Below are 21,508 nucleotides of genomic sequence, written 5' to 3'. Positions count from 1 at the left end.
GAGGCCTTAAATGGAAAAAACGGAAATAAAATCAGTATACTCATTGTAATCATTGACTTGCGCTAGATGGAGCTGGCTCTCTCCGCCTTGGATCCGTGGCGGAATCGGGAAAGTTTGTACGCGGAAAATAGCACTATTTTCCTGCGTGGGGGTATTTTTTGCCTTTTTAGGTCTAACTCCTTCGTTTGCAGCGGATTGGCTCAATGCGGGCGGAACGAATCCTGAAACCGTCACGAATAACAACGGCATCACGACCAATACGACGGCTTCCGGGGTTATCGATGCTGTCCGGGGCGCCACCAACGGCAGCACGGTGACGATCTCCCTGGTGGGGACCGCCACGATCACCGCCACGCCCGCGTCCCCCTACAACGCGGGCATCTTCAACGCCAGCGATCTGAATACCACCATCACCACGGCGGCGGGGACGACGATCGACATGAGTGGCGCGGAGAGCGGCATCATCGCCACCGGCCTGACTTACGGCACGGGGAACATCGCCATTTCCAATGCGGGCACCATTTTTATTACGAACGGGACGGCCTCCGTCTTCGGCGTCGAGGGGACGACCCTCAACACCAACGGCGCTTACGGCGCGGGCGTGGTCACCCTTTCCAACACAGGATCGATCTACGTGGCGACCGCTGCGGGAACGGCCGTCGGCATGAGCGCCCGGGGCGGCGCGGGGACGCTCAATCTGGTCAACGGCGGGGCGATCGGCAGCCTCGGGCAAACGATCTCCGGCAACGGCTCGACCGGCATCGAGGCGATCGGCGCCGGGGCGATCAACATCAGCACCCTGGCGGGTTCCTCCGTCTATGTCCGGAACCGCACCGGGGCGACGAACGCCGCCTACGGCATCCACGCCGTCACGGCGGAAAGCGCGGCGGGCAGCGCCGTCCAGATCACCAACAACGGCATCGTCTCCGTGGTCGACAGCACCCCGGGCGGAACCGCCACCGCCATCTCCGTCCAGAACACGAACACGGCAGGCACCGGCGCGGTCACCATCGTCAATAACGGTGCGCTCCTTTCCCTGAGCACGACGCGCTACGCCTATGGCGTCGACGTACAGAGCAGCGGCACCGGCGCCCTCACCGTGCGCAACGGGGGCTCCATCGGGACGCTGGCCAATCCGATCCAGGGAGTGGGGGAGACGGCCATCAACCTCAGCGGCCACGGCGCGCTCACGGTGGAAAACCAGGCCGCCGGCAGCATTGTAGTCAGTAACGGCAGCAGCAGCACCGTCGCGTACGGCATCCAGGCGGTGACGACCGACACCTTGGGCGGCAGCGCCGTGCAGATTACCAACGCGGGGGCGCTTTCCGTCACCGGCACGGGCGCCGGCTACCAGGCCATCCGCGCGGTGAACAGCCACAGCGGCACCACCGGGCTCCTCTCCGTGACCAACGCGGGCACCATCACCGCCCTCGACACGAACAGCAACGGCAACGCCGGGATCGGCATCTACGGCGAAAATGACGGGAACGGCGGCGTCCGCCTCTTGAACACCGGCTCCCTCACCCTGACCGCCAGCCTGGCGGGCGCCACCGGCCTCTACGGCGTGGCGACGGGAGGCGGCGCGCTTCTGCTTTCCAATGCCGGCACCCTTTCCGTCACGGACACCAGCGGCTTTGGGACGGCCGTGGTCTACGGCCTGCGTGCGGTGCAGGGGGGGACTGGGACGCTGACGGCCTCCAACACCGGCAGCGTGACGGTGGTCGGCACCGCGGCCACCGGCATCTTGGCGCAGGACACCAACACCTCTTCCGGCACCCAGGTTCTGGCGGTCAACGGCGGCAGCCTTGTCGTGACGGCTTCCGGCGGCCAGGCGGCAGGCATCGCCGGTCAGGTTTCCGGAAACAATCCGCTCCTTCTTATCAACTCCAACTCGATCACCGCGCAAGCCGCCGGAGCGGGGAACATGGCGATCGGCGTCAAGGGGACCTCCACCGGCGTGACGGTCAGCGCGGGCACGGTGACGCTCTCCAACGTCGGCACCATCGCCGCCTATTCCACCAACGGCGCGGCCATCGGCCTCAACGCCATCAGCAGCGCGGGGAACATCCTCGTCACCAACGCGGGCGCGCTTGGCACCGCCACCAACGCGATCACGGGCACGAATAGTTACGGCATCCTGGCCACCGGGCCTTCCGCGATGACCATCGTCAACCGCGCCGCCGGCTCCATCTACGCGCAGAACCGCGCCGGCAGCAGTGGCACCGCCTACGGCATTTCCGCCGTGACCGCGGACACCTTGGTGGCGGGGCCGCTGCAGGTTTCCAACGCCGGGACGATCAGCGCCATCGGCCTGCAGGCCTACGGCATCTCCGCCCTGAACACGAACGCGGCGGGGGGCGACGCGGTCCTCCTTACCAATACCGGCACCGTATCCGCCACCGGCACCAACCAGGTGGAAGGCCTCCAGGCGGAAGTTTACGGCACCGGCACCGTCACTCTTTCCAACCGGGGCGCCGTTGCCGCCACGAGCAGCGCGGGCGCCGCCCTGGGCGTCGACGCCCAGGGATTGGGCAACGGGGCCGTCGTGCTCCTGAACACCAGCGGCGTGACGGTTTCCGGCGTGCAGGCGACGGGCCTCAAGGCCTATTCCGCCGCCAGCCTCAGCACGAACGCGGTTTCCGTCACCAACTCGGGCGCGATTGCCAGCACGGGCGGCACGGCCACCGGCATCCAGGCGGACAATGCCGGGGCGGGCGCGACGAGCGTGAGTAACTCCGGGACGATCACCGTCACCGGCACGCAATCCGGCACAGGCATCGGGGCGACGGCCACGACCGGCTCCGTCCAGGTCAGCAACACCGGATCGATCGCCGCCACGGGCGCCGGCAACGGGGCCTTCGGCATCACCGCCTCGGAATCGGGGGCGACGGGCTCGGTCCTCGTCACCAACGGCGGCTCGATCGAGGCCGTCGACGCGTCCGGCGGCCAGGCGATCGGCGTCGTGGCCACCAACCTGGCCAATGACATCGTGACGGTCATCAACGGCGGCCAGATCGGCACCTCCAGCAACGCCATTTCCGGCACGCGCAGCCTCGGCGTCCTGGCCTCCGGCCGGGTCGGCGTCACCGTCACCAACTTGGCGGGCGGCTCAATCAATGTTTCCAGCCAGTCCGGCGACACCAACACAACCTATGGCGTCCTGGCCCTGACCGCCGACGCGGCGACCGGCGGCGCCTCCCGCATTACCAACCAGGGCTCGGTCACCGTCCAGGGGGCCGCCTCCTCCAGCGCGGGCGCGGCGGGCCTTGTCGCCGCGAACACGAACGCCGCGGGGGCCGACGGGATCATCATCCTGAACACCGGCTCGGTGAACGGAAGCACCGCCGGCAGCGGCGCCACCCTGGGCATCGGCGGTTCCACCCTCGGCTCCGGCCTGGTCGACATCACCAACTCCGGCCAGGTCACCAACAGCGGCGCCGACGCCACGGTCGGCATCGCCGCCTACAATCTTTCCACCAACTCCGGCCCCGCCGCGTATCTGGCCACGGTGAGCAACTCCGGCTCGGTCTTCGTCACCGCCGTCACGAGCGGTTCCTCTTCCAATACGTGGGGCGGCCAAAGCACGGCGGCGGCGGCCATCGACGCGGAGACGCTGGCCCAGGGCGGCGTGCGGGTTCTCAACACCAACGGGGCCGCCCTGACGGTGAACGCCTCCGGCACGGGAATGGCGGCGGGCGTCGTGGCCCAGAGCGGCAACGCGTTGGGGCAGGTTTTTGTGACCAACTTCGGCACCATCGACGTGACCGGCAGCGGCAGCCGATTGACCGGCGTCGCCGCCTCCTCTTCCGGCGGCGCCTTGGTCGCCGTGCTCAATACGAACGCGATTTCCGTCACCAATTCGGCCAACGGCGGCGGCGCCGTCGGCGTCCTGGCGACCAATTCGGGCGGCACGACCAACGGGGTGACGGTGAGCAACCAGGGAACCATTAACGCGATCGAGACCGGCAGCGGTCCGGCCACGGGCATAGAGGGCGCTGGCGACGGCAGCGGGGATCTGGCCCTGAAGAACTTCAGCACCGTCACGGCCGCCTCGGCGGGCGGGCTGGCCACGGGCATTTCCGGTTTCCAGTCGGGGGCGGGAAACCTGATCGTCACCAACTTCGGGACGGTCAGCGCCGCGGGCACCTCCGGCGGCACCGCCCTGGGCATCTCCGCCGTTTCCGCGGGCACGGGCAACGTGACGGTGCAGTCTTACGGCACGGTCAACGCCAGCGGGACTGACGTGACCGGCATCCTGGCGGCGGTGACCAACGCGGCCTCGGCGGGGACGGTTATCCTGAGCAACGGAGCCACCTTGAATGTGAGCGGCAGCGGCGCCGTCGTCGGGGTCGCCGCGGAGACCGACGGCCTGGGCGCCATCTCCCTGCAAAACACCGGCGGCGGCACCATCCAGGGGGCCACGGCGACGGGCGCCTTGGCCACCATTTCCAATGCCAGCTCCACCAACGGCATCAACATGGGCTGGGGCGGCCTCAACGTGGTGGCCACCAGCGGCCGGGCGGTGATCTACGATGTGGAGAACGCGGGCCTCGGCAGCGTCACCCTCCAATTCACCAACGCGATGTCCGTCACCGGCGGCGACGGCACGCGCGGCGTCTTGATCAACAACACCTCCACCTCCACCGCCACCAACATGGGTGCGATCACCTACTCGGACAACAACGCGTTGACCGTCAACGCCGCGGGCGCCTCCGCCGTGGGGGTGGAGATCCAAAACGCCAGCAGCGGGTCGGTCAGCCTCATCACGACGAACGTGGTCACCGTCAACGCCCAGGACGGCGGCGGCATCCTCATCAACAGCCAGGGAAACATCTCCCTCATCAACCAGAACACCGGCTTTATCAACGTGCAGCTTTCCGGAACGGGAACGGAGACGGGGTACGGCATCGCCGTCTACTCCCCCAACGGCAACATCAGCGTGCAGGACGCGGGCCGGACCACCGTCGTCGGCGCCGGGGCCGGGGCCATCGGCATCCAGGCCTGGAACACCAACGCGGCGAGCACCAACACGGTCACCGTGACGCTCGGCACGGGCGCGCTGAACGTTTCCGACACCCACGGGGGCGACGCCGTCGGCATCGACGTCCAGTCCTGGGGCACGGGCGACGCCGCGGGCGGCGGCGGCGCCACCAGCATCACCGTCACGGGCGCCAACGCCACGGGCATCAACACGATCATCCACAACGCGCTCTCCACCGCCGTCGCCAGCATCACCAACGCGGACAGCTTCAACGTGACCGCGCTGAGCGGCGTGGCCTACGGCGTCAACCTGGAGACGGACGGCCTGGGCGCCCTCAACGGCAAGCTCTACGCGGGAATGAACGTCCAGGGCGGCGGCGGCGGTGCCTATGACATCCATCTGCTGGAAAACAACGCCGCCTCCTCCGCCGACATCGACCTGATCAACGCCTCCGGCCTGACCGCGCGGGACACCAACGGTGGCGCCGCCGCGGCCATCTGGGCGGAAAACCTCGGCTCGGGGGCGGTGAACGTGAACAACAGCGGCGGCGTCACGGTGGTGGGCAGCGGCTCGGGGAACAACTACGGCATCTACGCGGTGGGCAACTCGGACATCAGCATCACCTCCATCGCCCACGTCGGCGGCATGAGCATTTCCGGCGGGTCGGGCCAGAACTATGGCATCTACGCCAGCACGCCGACCGGCTCCATCACGATCAACGTCAGCGGGGACATCAACGTGGGCGGCAGCGGCTACGCCATCTACGTCGGCGGTTCTTCCAGCCTGGCGATCTCCGTCACGGTGGGCGGCTCCTCCCCGACGATCGGCGGGATGATCAACGGCAACTACTCCGCCGTGAACCCGGACGACTCCCATCTTTACCTGCGCCTCCTGGGCCTGAGCTACGCGGACACCGTCGCCGCGCAGGCCTACCTGGCCGCCAATCCGAACAACGGCAGCCTCATCGTCAACGGCAAGACCTACAACTACGAGAACTTCACCGACGCCAAGCTCCTCCAGCTCGACACCAACCAATGGTCGAACGCCGTCGGCTACGACCCGGAAATCGTCACCAACGGCGCGGGCGTGACGACCAACATCACCAATACCGGGGAGATCGACGCCGTGCGCGGCGCCGCCGACGGCAGCACGACCAACTTCGCCCTCGTCGGCACGGCCACCGTCGTCGAGGCGCCGCAGGGGACCGATTCCGGCGCGATCGCCAACGCGAGCGACCACAACACGACGATCACCGTGGCGGCCACGGCGGGCATCAACATCGACAACGCCAACGCGGACGGCATCCGGGCCTTCGGCCTTTCCACCGGCAACGGCGACATCTCCATCTCCAACGCGGGCACGATCAGCGCCCTCAACCAGGGCGCAGGGAAGAGCGCCATCCACGCATCGACCCTCTCGACCAACGGCACCTACGGCAGCGGCAACATCACGATCACCAACACGGGCTCCCTCTTCATCGACAGCCGCGTCGGCACCGCCTACGGCATCGGGGCGGAGGCCGGGACCGGTGCCATTTCCGTGGTCAACGCGGGCGTCATCGGAAGCAGCAACTCCGCCATCCAGGGGCAGGGAACCGGGGCCATCGTCGTCTCCGGCCAGGGCGCGGTCACCGTGGAGAACCAGGCGGCGGGCTCGATCTACGTCAGCCAGGACTTCGGCACCACGCTTACCAGCTATGGCATCTCCGCGACGACGGGCGACCTTTCCGGAACGGGCGACGTGCTCGTCCGCAACGACGGCCAGCTTTACGTCCGCGGCAACGGCGCCGGCGCCATCGGCCTGGCGGCCTACAACACGAACAACGCGAGCACGGCGACGGTGACGATCTCCAACAGCGCGAACTTCACCGCCACGGACAACCAGCAGGGCGGCCTCGCTTACGGCATCTACGCGGCCAGCGCGGCCACCGGCCTCATCACCATCCAAAACAGCGGCGCAATCACCGCGACCAACAGCGTCTCCGGCGGGACCAACGCGAATTATGACGCCGTGGCCCTGCGCGCCTACCATACCGACACCAATGGCGCCGGCGCGATCGACGTGGAAAACGGCGGTGCCCTGGTGGCGACCGCCACCGGCGTCTCCGGCCTGGGCACGCCGCTGACGGCCTTCGGCATCGACGCCAACGGGGCGGGCGAGGATTCCGTCCTCGTTCGCAACTCCGGCGGCATCACCGCGAGCGGCAATGCGGCCTCGGCGCAGGCCGTCGGCATCCGGGCGATTGTTTCCGGGACGAACACGAGCGGCGACGTCGCCGTCACCAATGCCGGCGTCGTTCTGGCTACGACGCTTGGCAACGCCTACGGAATCATCGCGGAGAACGACGGAACCGGCGGGGTCTCCATTTCCAATACGGCCTCCGTTTCGGCCAGGTCGTCCCAGGGCTCGGCGATCGTCCTCCAGGCAATCAACGCCAACACCAACGGGACGGGGGCGGTCACGGTCACCAATACCGGCGTGCTCGGCACCTCTTCCAGCCTGGGCGGCTTCTTTGCCGGCATCAACGCCACCAATCAAGGAGGGGGAGGAATCATCGTCCGCAATTCGAATACCATGAACATCGCCGGTCCCAACGGCGGCACCGCCACCGGCATCGTGGCCATCGAGGCGGGAACCAACGGCCTGGCTTCCGTCGACGTGGGCAACACCGGCGCGCTCAACGTGAGCGGCGGGAAAGGCGCGGCCGTCCTGGGCATCGACGCCCAGAATGACGGCTTGGGCGGCGTGAGCGTCGACACGACCGCCCCGATCACCCTGACCTCCGGCGGGACCGACGGCGGCATCGGCGGTTCCTCCATCGGCCTGAATCTGGCCCTCAACAACACGAACAACGCCAACGACCTGACCCTGACCAACCAGGGCGCGTTGACGATGAACCTCACCAACGCCTTCGCCGACAACTACGGCCTGCGCCTGAACAACCAGGGCACCGGCGCCATCGCGGTCGTCAACGGCGGGACGATCAACATCTCCGACGTGCTGGCCAGCGGCTCGGTCGGCACCGTCTACGGCATTTTTGCCTCCAACGGGGCAAACAGCGGCGGGGTGACGATCAGCAACACCGGCTCAATCGTCGCCACCTTGAACGGCACGGCCTATTTCAACACGCCGGGCGAGGCCCTGGGCCTGGGCGCTTCGAACAACGGCGTGGGCGACCTCCTCATCCAAAACAGCGGCACGGTGGAGACGCTGGTGGTGGGACCCGGGGCGGGCAGCTGGAATTACGAGACCGTCGGCATCCTGGCGGTGAACAGCTCCCAAACGGCCTCCAACTCGATCAGTGTGACCAACGGCGCGCAGCTGACCATCAGCGGCGGCGGCGTCGCCACCGGCATCCTGGCGGAGAACAACGGCCTGGGCGGGATCTCCATCCTCAATTCGGGCGCCATCACCAACACCGGCACCACCAACTCCTTCGGCATCTACTCCGGCGTCTGGGCCTTCGGCATCGACGCGGTGAACCGGAACACCAACGCCGTGGGCGCGGTCAGCGTGACCAATGACGGCGCCATCACGCTGGACGTCGCGGGCCTCGGCCTCGTCGCCAATCCGGCGGGCGGCAGCAATCCGGCCTCCACCGCGGGCATCGACGCGGAGAACGCCGGCTCCGGCGGCGTCACCGTCCTTAACCAGGCCGGACGGGACATCACGCTCACCGCCAGCGGCGGCACCTTCGATTACGGCACCAACCAGCTGGTCGGCATCTACGCGTTCAACGGCGGCACGGGCGCCATCGCCATCACCAACGGCGGCGCGATCACGATCAACGACAGCGCGGGCTTCGCCCAGGGCATCGATGCCGAGCAAAGCGGTAACGGCGGCATCACGGTGAGCAACGGCCCCCTGGCCAACATCGCGATCGCCGGGTCCGGCGGCGGCAGCAACATCGGCATCAAGGCCTACATCTCCTCCGCCACCAGCACCGGAGCCCTGAACATCACCAACGAAGGGAGCATCAGCGTCACCGACACCAACAGCGGCGCGGTCATCGGCATCGACGCGCGGCACGACGGCCTCGGCTCCCTGGGCCTGGCCTTCACGGGTCCCATTAACGTCACGGCCACCGTGAGCAACGCCACCAACAGCACTCCCGGGGCGATCGGCATCCGGGCCATCCTGAGCAATCCCTCCAACACCGGCACGCTCACCCTGACCACGGACGGCAGCATCACTCTGCTGGAGACCAACGGCACCACCGCCAGCTACGGCATCGAGGCCCTCAACGCGGGCGGAGCGGGCGTCTCCCTCACCAACACCGGATCGATCGACGCGACCAACGTCTCCTCCATCCTGAGCACCAACGGCTCCCTGGCCGGCCTCTACGCGACGAACGGCGCCGGGGCGGGCGGCGTCTCCGTCAGCAACACGGGCTCGGTCGTCGTCGCCGACCTGGCCACCACGAATAACCTGATCGGCGCGGGCTACGGCATCGACGCGGAGAATTCCGGCCTCGGCGGCGTGAGCGTCTGGAACAACGGCCTCATCGCCGTGAAGGGCCAGGGCGCCGTCGGCCTGCGGGCGCTCCTCCTCAACGCCAACTCGTCCGCGTTGGTCGACGTCACCAACTACGGCACCGTCACCGTCGACGATCCCGGCCTGGCCGCCTACGGCATCGACGCGGAGAACGCGGGCACCGGCGGCGTCGACGTCCTGAACACGAACGGAATCAGCGTCATGGGGGGCGGCGGCGGCGGCTTCGGCATCCTGGCCTTGGCCACCAACACAAACGGCACCGGTCCCGTCACCGTCACCAATAGCGGCAGCATCGTCGCGGGCGACACCAACGGCGGCGCGGCCTACGGCATCGACGCGGAGAACGCGGGCACCGGCCTCACCGCCGTCCTCAACACCAGCTCCATCAGCGTGGTCAGCGCCCCCACCCTCACCAACGACATCGCCCTGGGGGCCACGGGCGTCCGGATCGTGCAGAGCAACACGAACAATCTCAACCAGCTCACCTTCACCAATGGCAACTCCGTTGCCGTGATGGAGACCAATTCCGTCGGCCGCAGCTACGGCATCACGGCTGAGAATGGGGGATCCGCGGGCATTTCCCTCTCCAACAACGGCACCATTACCCTGACAAACTATCTGGAAATACCGGTCCCGAACACGGTCTCTCCCAGCAACAGCCTCATCGGCTTGGCGGCGACGAACAGCGGCGCCGCCGGCAACGTGCTGGTGGAGAACACGGGAGCCATCACCGTGGTCACCATCCCGGACCTTTATTTCTCCGGCACCATCGCCACGAACGTCGGCGTCGACGTGAAAAACGCGGGCACCGGCGCCGTCACGGTGAACAACACCGGCTCCATCGCCGTCTACGGATCGGGCGCCACCGAGTCCGACTGGAGCATCACCACCACCGCCATCCGGGCCATCAGCGCCGCGACGGGGGCGACCGGCCTCGTCCAGGTCAGCAACACGGGATCCATTCTGATCGGGGGCCACGCCCAGGGCTTGGCCGTCGGCATCGACGCGGAAAACGCCGGCACCGGCGGCGTGACGGTGGTCAATCTCAACTCGATCACCACCACCAACGGCACGCCGCAGTGGGCCATCGGCATCGAGGCGGTAAATACCGGCGCGGGTGCCACCGGCCTCGTCCTGGTCACCAACGGGGGGAACATCACCCTGACCGCCGGCGCCTCCTCCGACGCGAGCCAGCCCAATCCCAACCTCGATCCGGCCAACACTACCGGCATCGACGCGGAAAATTACGGCGACGGAGGCATCACCGTCGTCAACCTGGCGGGCCAGTCCATTCAGGTCTCTGGCATCACCAACTTCGGCGGCGCCTCCTCCCTCAACGGCATCTACGCAAACAGCCAGGGAGACGGAGCGGTGACGGTCTTTAACGCCGGCACGGTCAGCGTCCGCCACACCGCGGGCGGCGCGGTGGCGGCCATCGACGTGACGAACGCCGGCACGGGCGACATCAACGTGGTGAACAGCGCCACCGGCTCTATTATCGCCAGCGGTTCCGGCGGCGGCGCGGTCGGCATGCGGGCGCTGGGCGACGGAGCCGTGGGCGTCACCAACTACGGCACCCTTCAGGTCAAGGACACCAATGGCGGCGTGGCGGTGGGCATCGACGCCCAGACCACCGGCCTCGGCGCCGTCACCGTGGTCAATACCAACCCGCTTACCGTCACCAGCACGGCGGCGGGCGCGGGCAGCGTCGGCGGGGCCATCGGCATCCGGCTGGCGGAGAACAACGCGGCCAACACCAACAGCCTGAGCTTCACCAACAACAACCCGATCACCCTGATCCTGACCAATGCGATTTCCACCAGCTACGGCATCTCCGCCAGCACCCTGGGCAGCGGCAGCGTTTCGCTGGTGAACAACAGCGGCATCGTGGTCACCAACGTCCTTAACCAGCAGCAAAACGCGGGCGGCACGCTCTACGGCATCCACGCCCAGGGCGGCGGCGCCGGGGCGGTGGAGGTGCAGAACAACGACATCATCACCGTCACCAGCCAGGAGACGGCCTCCACCAACATCGCCGGGGCCGTCGGCATCGACGCGCAGAACACCGGCGCCGGGGCCGTGACGGTCACCAGCTCCACCACCATCACCGTGGCGGGCGTCGGCGCGTCCGGCTCCAGCGAGGTGGTTTCCGGCATCCGCGCCTATAACACGGACACCGCCGGCGTCGGCATGGTCGGCGTCAGCAATACCGGGACCATCACCGCCACCATAACCGCCCCCGTCGGCGCGGGCGGCACCACGGCCAATATCGACGCCCAGAACGCCGGCACCGGCGGCGTGAGCGTCTACAACACCGGCGCGCTGACCGCCACGCAGGGCGACACCAGCGTCAACATCCGGGCGTACGACACCGGCACGGGAACCACCGGCCTGGTCAGCGTGACGAACACCGGCGTCATCACCGGCAACCTGGGGAACACCACCCGCATCGGCATCGACGCCCGCAACGCGGGAACCGGCGGTGTCGCCGTCCTGAACCAAAACACGATCACCAACACGGCGGTGAACCACTTCGGCACCGGCATCCAGGCCTTCGACACCGGCACGGGCGCGACCGGCCTGGTCGACCTGACCAACACCGGAAACGTGGGCGGCTACAGCACCTCGCTAGACGCGGAAAACTCCGGCACCGGCGGCGTGAACGTCTACAACATCGGCGCTCTTTCCAGCGGCGCTTCCGGCGACGACCGCGGCGCGGCGGGCATCGTGGCCAAGAGCCAGGGCACCGGCGGCATCGTCGTCTACAACACCGGGGCCATCAGCGCGGTGGCCAGCGGGGGATCGGCCGTCGGCTCCCTGGGCATCCAGGCCATCCTCTACGGCAACGCCAGCACGAACGACGTCGTCGTCTCCAACACGGGCTCGATTCTCGCCAGCCACCTCAATGGGGGCTTGGCCATCGGCATCGACGCGGAGAACAACGGCCTGGGCCGGGTCGTGCTGGCCAACAGCAACAACGTCACCGCGGTGAGCAGCTCCAGCAGCTCCGGCGGCGCGCAAGGAGCCGTCGGCATCCGCCTCATCCAGGGAAACACAGCCAACGCCAACCTTCTCTCCCTCACCAACGGCTACGTGGTCACCGTCCTGGAGACCAACGCCGTCGGCACCGGCTACGGCCTCCAGCTGGAGAACGACGGGACGGGCGGCGTCAGCCTGGCCAACAACAACTCCGTCACAGCCACCAATACGGAGACCCTGCTTGCTTCCAGCGCGGGCTTGAACGGCATCTCCGTCCTCAGCGGCGGGGCGATCACCTTGGTCAACAACAGCACCGTCAGCGCCCTCAACCAAACCACGACCGGCATCACCGGCTACGCCATCGGCCTGGACGCCACCGGCACGGGGACCAGCGGCCTGATTGCCGTCACCAACGGGGTGGGCACTACGGTCACCGTCGTGGCGGGCGGCGGCGGGGCCACCGGCATCCGGGCGCGGCAAACCGCCGCGGCTTCCACCGGCAACGTGGTGGTGACCAACCTGGGCACCGTGAACGTGACGGAGACCCAGGGCGGCGCCGCCGTCGGCTACGACCTGGAGACGGCGGGCACCGGCAGCCTCTTCCTCTACCGGGATCCGGCCAGCGCCTTCTCCGTCACCTCCATCGGCGGCGGCGCCACCGGCATCAAGCTTGTCCAGTCGAACGCCGCCAACGCCAACGCCCTGGCCTACACGAATACCTTGGCCTATTCCGTCCTGGAAACCAACGCGACCCTGGCGGGCTACGGCCTCTATCTCTCCAACGCGGGCACGGGCGGCACGTCGGTCGTCAACGGCTCCACCATCGCCGCGACCAATGTCCAAACGGCCAACACCACCGGCACCAACGCCCTCACCGGCATCGCCGTTACCAACGGCGGGGGCTCCGCGGGCCTCTTCGTCAGCAATGGTGGGACGATCGACGTGCGGCAGCTTTCCCAGGCCGGCGTGACGACCAACTACGAGACGGCGTACGGCATCAGCGCCGCCGACTCCGGGCTCGGCGCCGTCTCCATCAGCAACACCGGCGTCATCAACGCCTGGGCCTTGGCTTCCGCCCAGGGAGCGGGCGGCTTCGGCATCTATCTTACGGAATCGAACACGAACAACGCCGCCGCGCTTTCAATCTACAATAGCGGCTCGATCAGCAATACCGGCATCTACTCCCTATCCATCACCGCCACCTCGGCAGGCACCGGCTCCCTCACCGTGCGGAATGACGGCACGCTTGCCGTCGCGGGCGGCGGCGGCGGCGAGGGGGCCATCCGCGCCTACAACACCAACACGAACGCCACGGGATTGGTCAGCGTCACCAACTACGGGACCATTTCCGTCCTCGGCGGCAATATCGCCTCGCCGGACATCGACGCGCAAAACGCCGGCAGCGGCGGGGTCGTGGTGCTCAATACCAATACCATTCAAACGATCGGGAGCCCCTACAGCACCATGGGTATCCGGGCCCTGGACACCCTGGCGGGGACCACGGGACTAGTGACGGTCACCAACCTGGGGGCCATCACGCTAAACCATGCCAACGGGGCGGGCACCACCTACGGCATCGACGCGGAGAATTATGGCAGCGGCGGCGTCTTGGTCACCAATGCGGCGGCCATCACCAGCGGCGTCGCCACCAGCGCTGGCAACGTCTTCGGCGTCTACGCCTCCAACCGCGGGGCGGGCGCGGAGAACGTCTTCAATGACGGCGGCATCACGGTGAGCGGCTCCCTGGCCTACGGCATCGACGCCGTCAGCCTGGGCTTGGGCGCCGTGACGGTGACGAACACCGCCGCGATCACCGCCGCCGGCAGCGGCGGGGGAGCGTGGGCCATCGCCGCCGTGCAGAGCAACACGATGGCCACGAGCGCCGTGACGATCCAAAACACCGGGGCCCTCTCCGCCCGCGACACCAACGGCGGCGCTGCCTACGGCATCTACGCCGCAAACCTCGGCACCGGCGCGATCAACATCACCAACAGCGGCGCCCTGGGCTCCGCCACCAACGCCATCGCGGGCAACGGCGGCGCGGCCATCTACGCCAGCGGCAACGGGGCGATCACCACGACCAACCTGGCGGACATCTACGTCCAGAACACCTCCACCGGCACGGCCATCGCCTACGGCATCTCCCTCACCACCGCGGACACCGCCGGCGGCGGCGCCATCTTCCTGACAAACGGGGCGAATATCAGCGCGAGCAGCACCGGCACTGCGGGAGCCGCCGGTATCCTGGCCCGCAACTCCAACACCAGCAGCACCGCCAGCATCACCGTCAGCAACAGCGGCGACATCACCGCGACGGCTTCCGGCACCGGCACGGCCGCGGGCATCACCGTCACCAATCTGGGCAGCGGCACCGTCACCATCCAGAACAGCGGGCACATCGTCGATACCGGCGTCAACGCCCGCGGCATCGCCGCTTACGTCAACGGCACCGTGGTCATCAGCAACACCGGAGACATCGACTCCACCGGCAACGGCGCCTACGGCATCTACGTCGCCAGCCCGCAGAGCGCCAACATCTACTCCACCGGGGATCTGACCATCAACGGCACGAACACCTATGGCATCTACGTGTCGGGGGTCAATCCGGTCACCGTCACCAATACCGGCGTCATCGTGGCCAAGGACCCCGGAGGCGTCGCCATGGGCATCGCCGCCACGACGACCGGCAACGGTCCCGTCAACGTCTACAACACCAACAGCATCACCGCCGAAGGCAGCGGCGGAGGCGCTTACGGCATCCTGGCCCAGAACGGATCGACGGCCGCGACCGGCGCCGCCGTCCTGACCAACTACGGCACGATCCTCTCCTACGACACCAACGGCGGCTACGCCTACGGCCTCGACGTGGAGAACAACGGCCTGGGCGGCGCCACCCTTATGAATTCCGCCGACGTTACCGTGCAGAGCCTCTCGGCTTCCGCGATCAGCACCAATGCGGCCACGGGCATCCGCATCGCCCTCAACAACGCGGCGAATACCAATTCGATCTCCTTCTCCAACACGAACAACGTTTCCATCCTGGAAACCAATTCCAGCGTGGGGGCCTACGGCATCGCCCTGGTCAATCTGGGGTCGGGCGGCGTGGCCATGACCAATACCGGCGCGGTCACCCTGACGAACGTCTCCACCCTGGCGGCCAATGGCGGCATGACAGGCATCTATGCGACGAATCGCGCAGGCGCGGGCGCCATCTCCATCAGCAACGGCGGGACGGTCAGCGTGATGAGCCAGAACACCGCGTTCACGAATGCGGAGTATGGCATCCAGGCGCTCAATAGCGGCACCGGCGGCGTTTCCGTGACCAACGCCGGCTCGGTGGCGGTCGGCTACCTGGCGGGCTACTCCGGATCGGGCTCCATCGGCATCGACGCGGAGACCGGATCCGGCCCCATCTCGGTTCTCAATTCCGGGACCCTGACGGTGAGCGCCACGAGCGATTACGGCATTTTGGCGCGCAGCACGGGCGGCACGTCCCTTCTCACCGTTTCCAACACCGGCACCATCACCGTGGGGGACAGCTACGGAATTTACGCGAACAACGGCGGAGGCGGCGGAGTCGTTCTCTATAACGGGAACACCATCAACCTCGTTCCCTTCGCCGGTGGCGGCGGATTCGGCATCGTCGGTGTCAACGGAGCCGGAACGGGATCGCTGCTCTTTACCAATGACGGGACGGTCTCCGTCACCTCGGGCGCGGCCGATGTCGTGAACCTGACCAACAACGCCTCAGGCGGCCTGGTGGTCCTTAACAACGGCTCGCTCATCGGCTCGGCGCAAAACACCAGCGTCTCCTACGGAATCCAGGCGATCAACTACGGCGCCGGGGCGGAAACCGTCACCAACCTCGGCTCGATTTCCGTCACCAACAACGCCGCCCAGACCTACGGCATCAACGCCCGCAGCGCCTCTTCCCTGGCCGTTCTGGGCGGGGGCGCTTCCAGCATCACCGCGCGCGGCCAATCGGCCACCGGCCTCCTGGCCCAGCTGGGGGCGGCGGGCGCCACCACCCTGACCGTCAGCAATCCCGGCTCCCTCACCGTCAGCGCCGCCAACGGCACGGCCATCGGCATCGACGCTTCCAGCCTGGGCACCGGCCTCATGAGCGTGACGACGACGAACATCTCCGTCTCCAGCAGCAACACGGCGTCGACCAACGCCAGCAGCGCCAGCGCGGTGCGCCTGGCGCAGACCAACGCGGCCAACGCCAATCAGCTGGCTTTCACCAATACCGCCGCGCTGAACGCCCTGGAGGTGAACGGGACGGCGGCGGGCTACGGCCTTTACGCGACCAACTCGGGCACGGGCGGCTCCTCCATCCTGAACACGGGCAGCATCAACGTCACCAACCAGAACGCGATCACCCCCACGGGGACCAACACGGGAGCCGTCTTCGGCATCTACCTGGAAGGGACCAACGCCGCGGGCGCCACCGGCGCGATCACGGTGAGCAACGCCGGAACCGTCTTCGCCCAGAGCACGGCGGCCGCCGGAGCCTCGGCCGTCGACGATGCGGCGATCGGAATTATCCACTCCGGCGGCGGCGCGATCACGGTGAGCAACACCGGCGCCATCACGCTGACGATAACCGGATCGAGCCCGGTCGGCACGCTCGGCATGGACGGCATCGGCATCCTTAATAACGGCACCGGCGCGATTTCCGTCTATAACGGGGCCTCCGGCACCATCCTCGCGGACGCGCAATACTCCCGCGGTATTTCGGCGGTCAATCTCTACAACGCGAACGGCGCTGGCCTCATTTCCGTAACCAACGCGGGCAGCGTCACCTCCCGTGACGGATGGGGCATGTATGCGAGCAACGCCAGCGACGGCGGCGTGACCCTTCTCAATAGCGGCAACCTCCTCACCAGCAATTTCGGCAGCGGCCAGGCCTCCGGCATGGTGGCCATCAATGCGCGCGGGACGGGCGCCGTCCAGGTGACCAACACGGGGACCAACACCGTCGCCTCGGCGGGGAGCGGCGTCGGCATCCAGGCGCTTAACGGGGGAACGGGCGGCGTGACCGTCTCCAACGGCGGCGTGCTTTCCGTCTACGGTTCCTACGGCATCCAGGCGGCGGAGCAGAACGGCGCGGCCACCGCCGACGTTTCCGTCAGCAACACCGGCACCATCCTGGCGGGGGTGACGAATCTGCCCAATATCGACTCGACCCAATACATGACCGCCCTCTCCGCCCAGCAAAGCGGCCTGGGCCGGGTCCTGGTGGCGAACACCCAGAACATCTCCATCCAGGCGATCGGCAGCGGCACCAACACCATCGGCGGCGGCACCGACATTCTCCTGGCTCTGAACAACGCCCTCAACACGAACCAGATTTCCTTCACCAACACGCAGACCCTGGGGGTCGACTCCGTCAACGCCGTCAGCCAAAGCTACGGCGTGAAGGCCGTCACGGCCGGAACGGGCGGGGTCCTTCTGACCAATCTGGGCACGATTTCCCTGACCAACAACGTCTCCGCCGTCACCGGCGGCGCGGGCGTCACAGGCCTTTATGCCACCAACAGCGGCGGCACCGACCTCATCAGCCTAAGCAATGCGGGCACGATCACGGCCGATGCCGGATTCCTTTCCGGCGCCATCGCCGCTTCTTACGGCATGCAGGCGATCAATAACGGCACCGGCGGAGTCTTCCTGACCAATGCCGGGACGGTGGTCGTCTCCAAGACCGCCGGCCTCTACGGCGGGAACTCCATCGGCCTCGACGCCGAGGGGACCGGCGCGGGCGCCGTGACGGTTGTCAATCGCGGGGCCCTCACCGCCAATGGCTACAGCGTCACCGGCATCAAGGCGCACAACAACAGCACTTCCGGCACCGGGCTGGTAAGCGTGACCAATGCGACCGGGGCCACGATCGACGTCGGCGATTATTTGGGCATCGACGCGGTCAACTCGGGCGGCGGCGGCGTCGACGTCGAGAACGGCGGCGCGCTAAGCGTGACCAACATCGGCCTGGGCGGCGGTGGCGGATTCGGCATCCAGGCCTTCAACGTCGGCGGCGCCGGCATGGTGGTGGTGAGCAATCGCGGCTCCATCAACATCAGCGGCGGTTACGGGCAGGCCATCAACGCCCAGAACAGCGGCAGCGGCGGCGTCGCGGTCTTCAACGGGGGGACCATCCAGGCCGTCTCCACCGGCGCCACCACCAACTTCGGCATCTTCGCCTACAACAACGGGGCGGGCGGCGATACCGTGACGAATACCGGCACCATCGGCGTGACAAACACCGGCGGCGGCACCTCCTCCGGCATCAACGCCTTCAACGCCGACACCTCCGGCGTGACGGTGAGCAACGCCGGGGCGGTCACCGCCATCGCCTCCGGCCAGGGCGCCTACGCCATCCAGGCCGTGGAGGCCAACGGAACCTCGACCGCCGCGGTCGTCGTCACGAACACGGCCACCTTGATCGCCCGGGACACCGGCGGCGGCGCCGCTTACGGCATCTACGCCGTCAATGCCGGCAGCGGCGAGATCGACATTCTCAACACCGGCTCCCTCGGCACCGCCGCCAGCGCCATCAGCGGCAACGGCGCCAACGGCATCTACGCCAGCGGCAACGGGGCGATCAACCTGACCAACAGCGGCGCCATGTATCTGGCGGGCACGGCGGGCGGCACCAATATCTCCCACGGCATCCTGGTCTCCACCTCCGACTTGTTCGGCGGGAGCAACCTGGCCGTGAGCAACTCCGGCAGCATCAACCTGACCGACAACGGCTCCGGCGGCGCCATCGGCATCCAGATCCAGAACACCAACGCCTCCAGCACGGCCAACATCGTCGTGACCAACAGCGGAAACATCAGCGCGGTGGAGAGCGGTTCCGGCACCGCCGCGGGCATCAGCGTCACGAACATGGGCGCGGGCGACGTGGCCATCGTCAACAGCGGCAACATCACCGACAGCGGCGCGGGCGCCGTCGGCATCGCGGCCTACGCCAACGGCGTCGTCACCCTGACCAACAGCGGCACCATCAACTCCACCGGCGACGGCGCCTACGGCATCTACGTGGCCAGCCCGGAAGACGCCCAGGTCCAGTCCAGCGGCTCCATCACCATCAACGGGACGAACACCTACGGCATCTATATCTCCGGCGTAAACCCTGTCGACGTGACGAACACCGGCGTCATCGTGGCCAACAACAGCAGCGGCAAGGCTATGGGCATCGACTCCGAAACGGCGGGGACGGGCATCCTCAACATCTTTAACACGAACAGCGTGACCGCCAACGGCGGCGGCGGCGGCGCCACCGGCATCCTGGCCGCGGTGACCAACGCGGCCAACACCAACACCGTCACCCTGACCAATTACGGGGCCGTCCGGGCCGTCGACGCGGCGGGCACCGCCACCGGCATCGACGCCAGCACCACCGGCACCGGCGGGGTGGTCGTCCTCAATACCAATTCCATCACCGTGGCGGGAGGCGGCGGGGGCAGCGCGGGCATCCGCGCCGTGGAGGCCAACGCCTCTTCTACGGCCGACGTCTCCGTCACCAACACCGCCAGCATCACCGTTTCCGACACCTTGGGCGCCAGCGTCGGCCTTTGGGTGGAGAACGACGGCACCGGCCTGCAGAACATCGTCAACTCCGGGACCGTCTCCGTCACCGGGACCAACGGCATCGGCATCCGCGACGTCCAGGCCAACACGAACAACCTGAACGTCCTGACCCTCACCAATGCCGGCGCGGTCTCCGCCGGGGGCCTCAACGGCATCGGCCTCGACGTGGAAAACGCCGGGGCGTCGGGCGTCGGGGTGACGAACCTCGCGGCGGTTTCCGGCGGCGGCACCGCCATCCGCGCCTACGAGCTGCGACGCCGCTTCCACCGCCGCCGTCACGGTGAGCAACACCGGCGCGCTCAGCTCCCTTTCCGGCACGAACACGGCCGTGCTCGACGCGGTCAACTCCGGCCAGGGCGGCGTCACGGTGAGCAACGCGGGCTCGGTGACCGGCATCGGTTCCTCCAACGCCTTCGGCATCCACGCGGTGGAAGGCAGCGCCTCCAGCGCCAGCGCGGCCTTCGTCTACAACACCGGCCAGGTGAACGTCCAAAGCACCGGCGCCCGGGCCACCGGCGTCGATGCGGAGAACGCCGGCACGGGCGGAGTGACCGTGACCAATCAGGGTTCCGTGACCGCCACCGGCGGCGGCGGGGGGGCGGCGGCCATCCGGACCTACCAGAGCCTGGGCAGCGCCCTGGTCAGCGTGGTCAACGCGGGCGACCTTTCCGCCGACGACACCAGCGCGGCCGCCGTTTCCCTCTACGGCCTCGACGCGCAGACCGCGGGTTCCGGGGACATCTCCGTGTCGAACGCGGGAGACGTCGCCGTGGGCCATAGCGGCGCTTCCGGCGGGGGCTCCGCCGTCGGCCTTTCCGCCCGGACGGTGGCGGGCAACATCGACCTGATCAACCAGGCGAACATCACCGTGGCCAGCCGCGGCTCATCCGCCTACGGCATCTACGCCTCCTCCTCCAGCGGCGGGTCGATCAGCATCAATAATTCCGGAAATATCGACGTCTCCGGCAGCGGCAGCCTCTACGGCATTTACGCCTCCTCCACCGGCTCGGTCACCATCACGAACAGCGGCAACATCAACGCCCCGGGCGGCATCGCCATCGGCGCGGGCGGCTCCAGCACCACGGTGGTGAACATCACCCTGAGCGGCTTCCCCACCATCAACGGCATCATCGACGGCAATACCTCCCTTGCTGTGGGCGAGACGGCGCAATATTCCTACCTGCACCTCAACCTAAGCATCTCCGCTTATGACGCCGCGGCGGCCAATGCCTACCTGGAAGCCCATCCGAACAGCGGCACCCTGGTCATTAACGGCGTCTCCTACACCTACGAGAACTTCAACGGCGCGGGCGGCGACTTCAACGCCGTTCCCTCTTCCGGAAACCTGGGGAACAATTCCCAGATCCAGACGATGGTCAACACCATCAACCATCAGGTCCTCAGCGACTTGGTCTTCGAGGGGGTCCTCCTCGACAACCGCCTGGAGGCGATCCGCAGCGG

At 67.6% G+C, this 21,508-nt stretch carries 2 protein-coding genes; one reads left to right on the top strand and one right to left on the bottom strand.

Annotated features, from left to right (window positions below; all coding sequences use genetic code 11):
- Nucleotides 1-6: 6 nt before the first annotated feature.
- The gene (locus PW734_02805) at nt 7-348 is read right to left on the bottom strand and encodes a hypothetical protein (GenBank protein MDE1170130.1); all 342 of its coding nucleotides are present in this window, start codon (nt 346-348) and stop codon (nt 7-9) included.
- Here PW734_02805 and PW734_02800 point away from each other — a divergent pair.
- The gene (locus tag PW734_02800) at nt 314-20,827 is read left to right on the top strand and encodes a hypothetical protein (GenBank protein ID MDE1170129.1); all 20,514 of its coding nucleotides are present in this window, start codon (nt 314-316) and stop codon (nt 20,825-20,827) included. The two genes, PW734_02805 and PW734_02800, sit on opposite strands and share 35 nt — an antisense overlap.
- Nucleotides 20,828-21,508 lie beyond the last annotated feature (681 nt).

The sequence above is a fragment of the Verrucomicrobium sp. genome, assembly GCA_028283855.1.
Lineage (GTDB): Bacteria > Verrucomicrobiota > Verrucomicrobiia > Methylacidiphilales > GAS474 > GAS474.
This window is presented reverse-complemented; position numbering and strand designations above follow the sequence as displayed.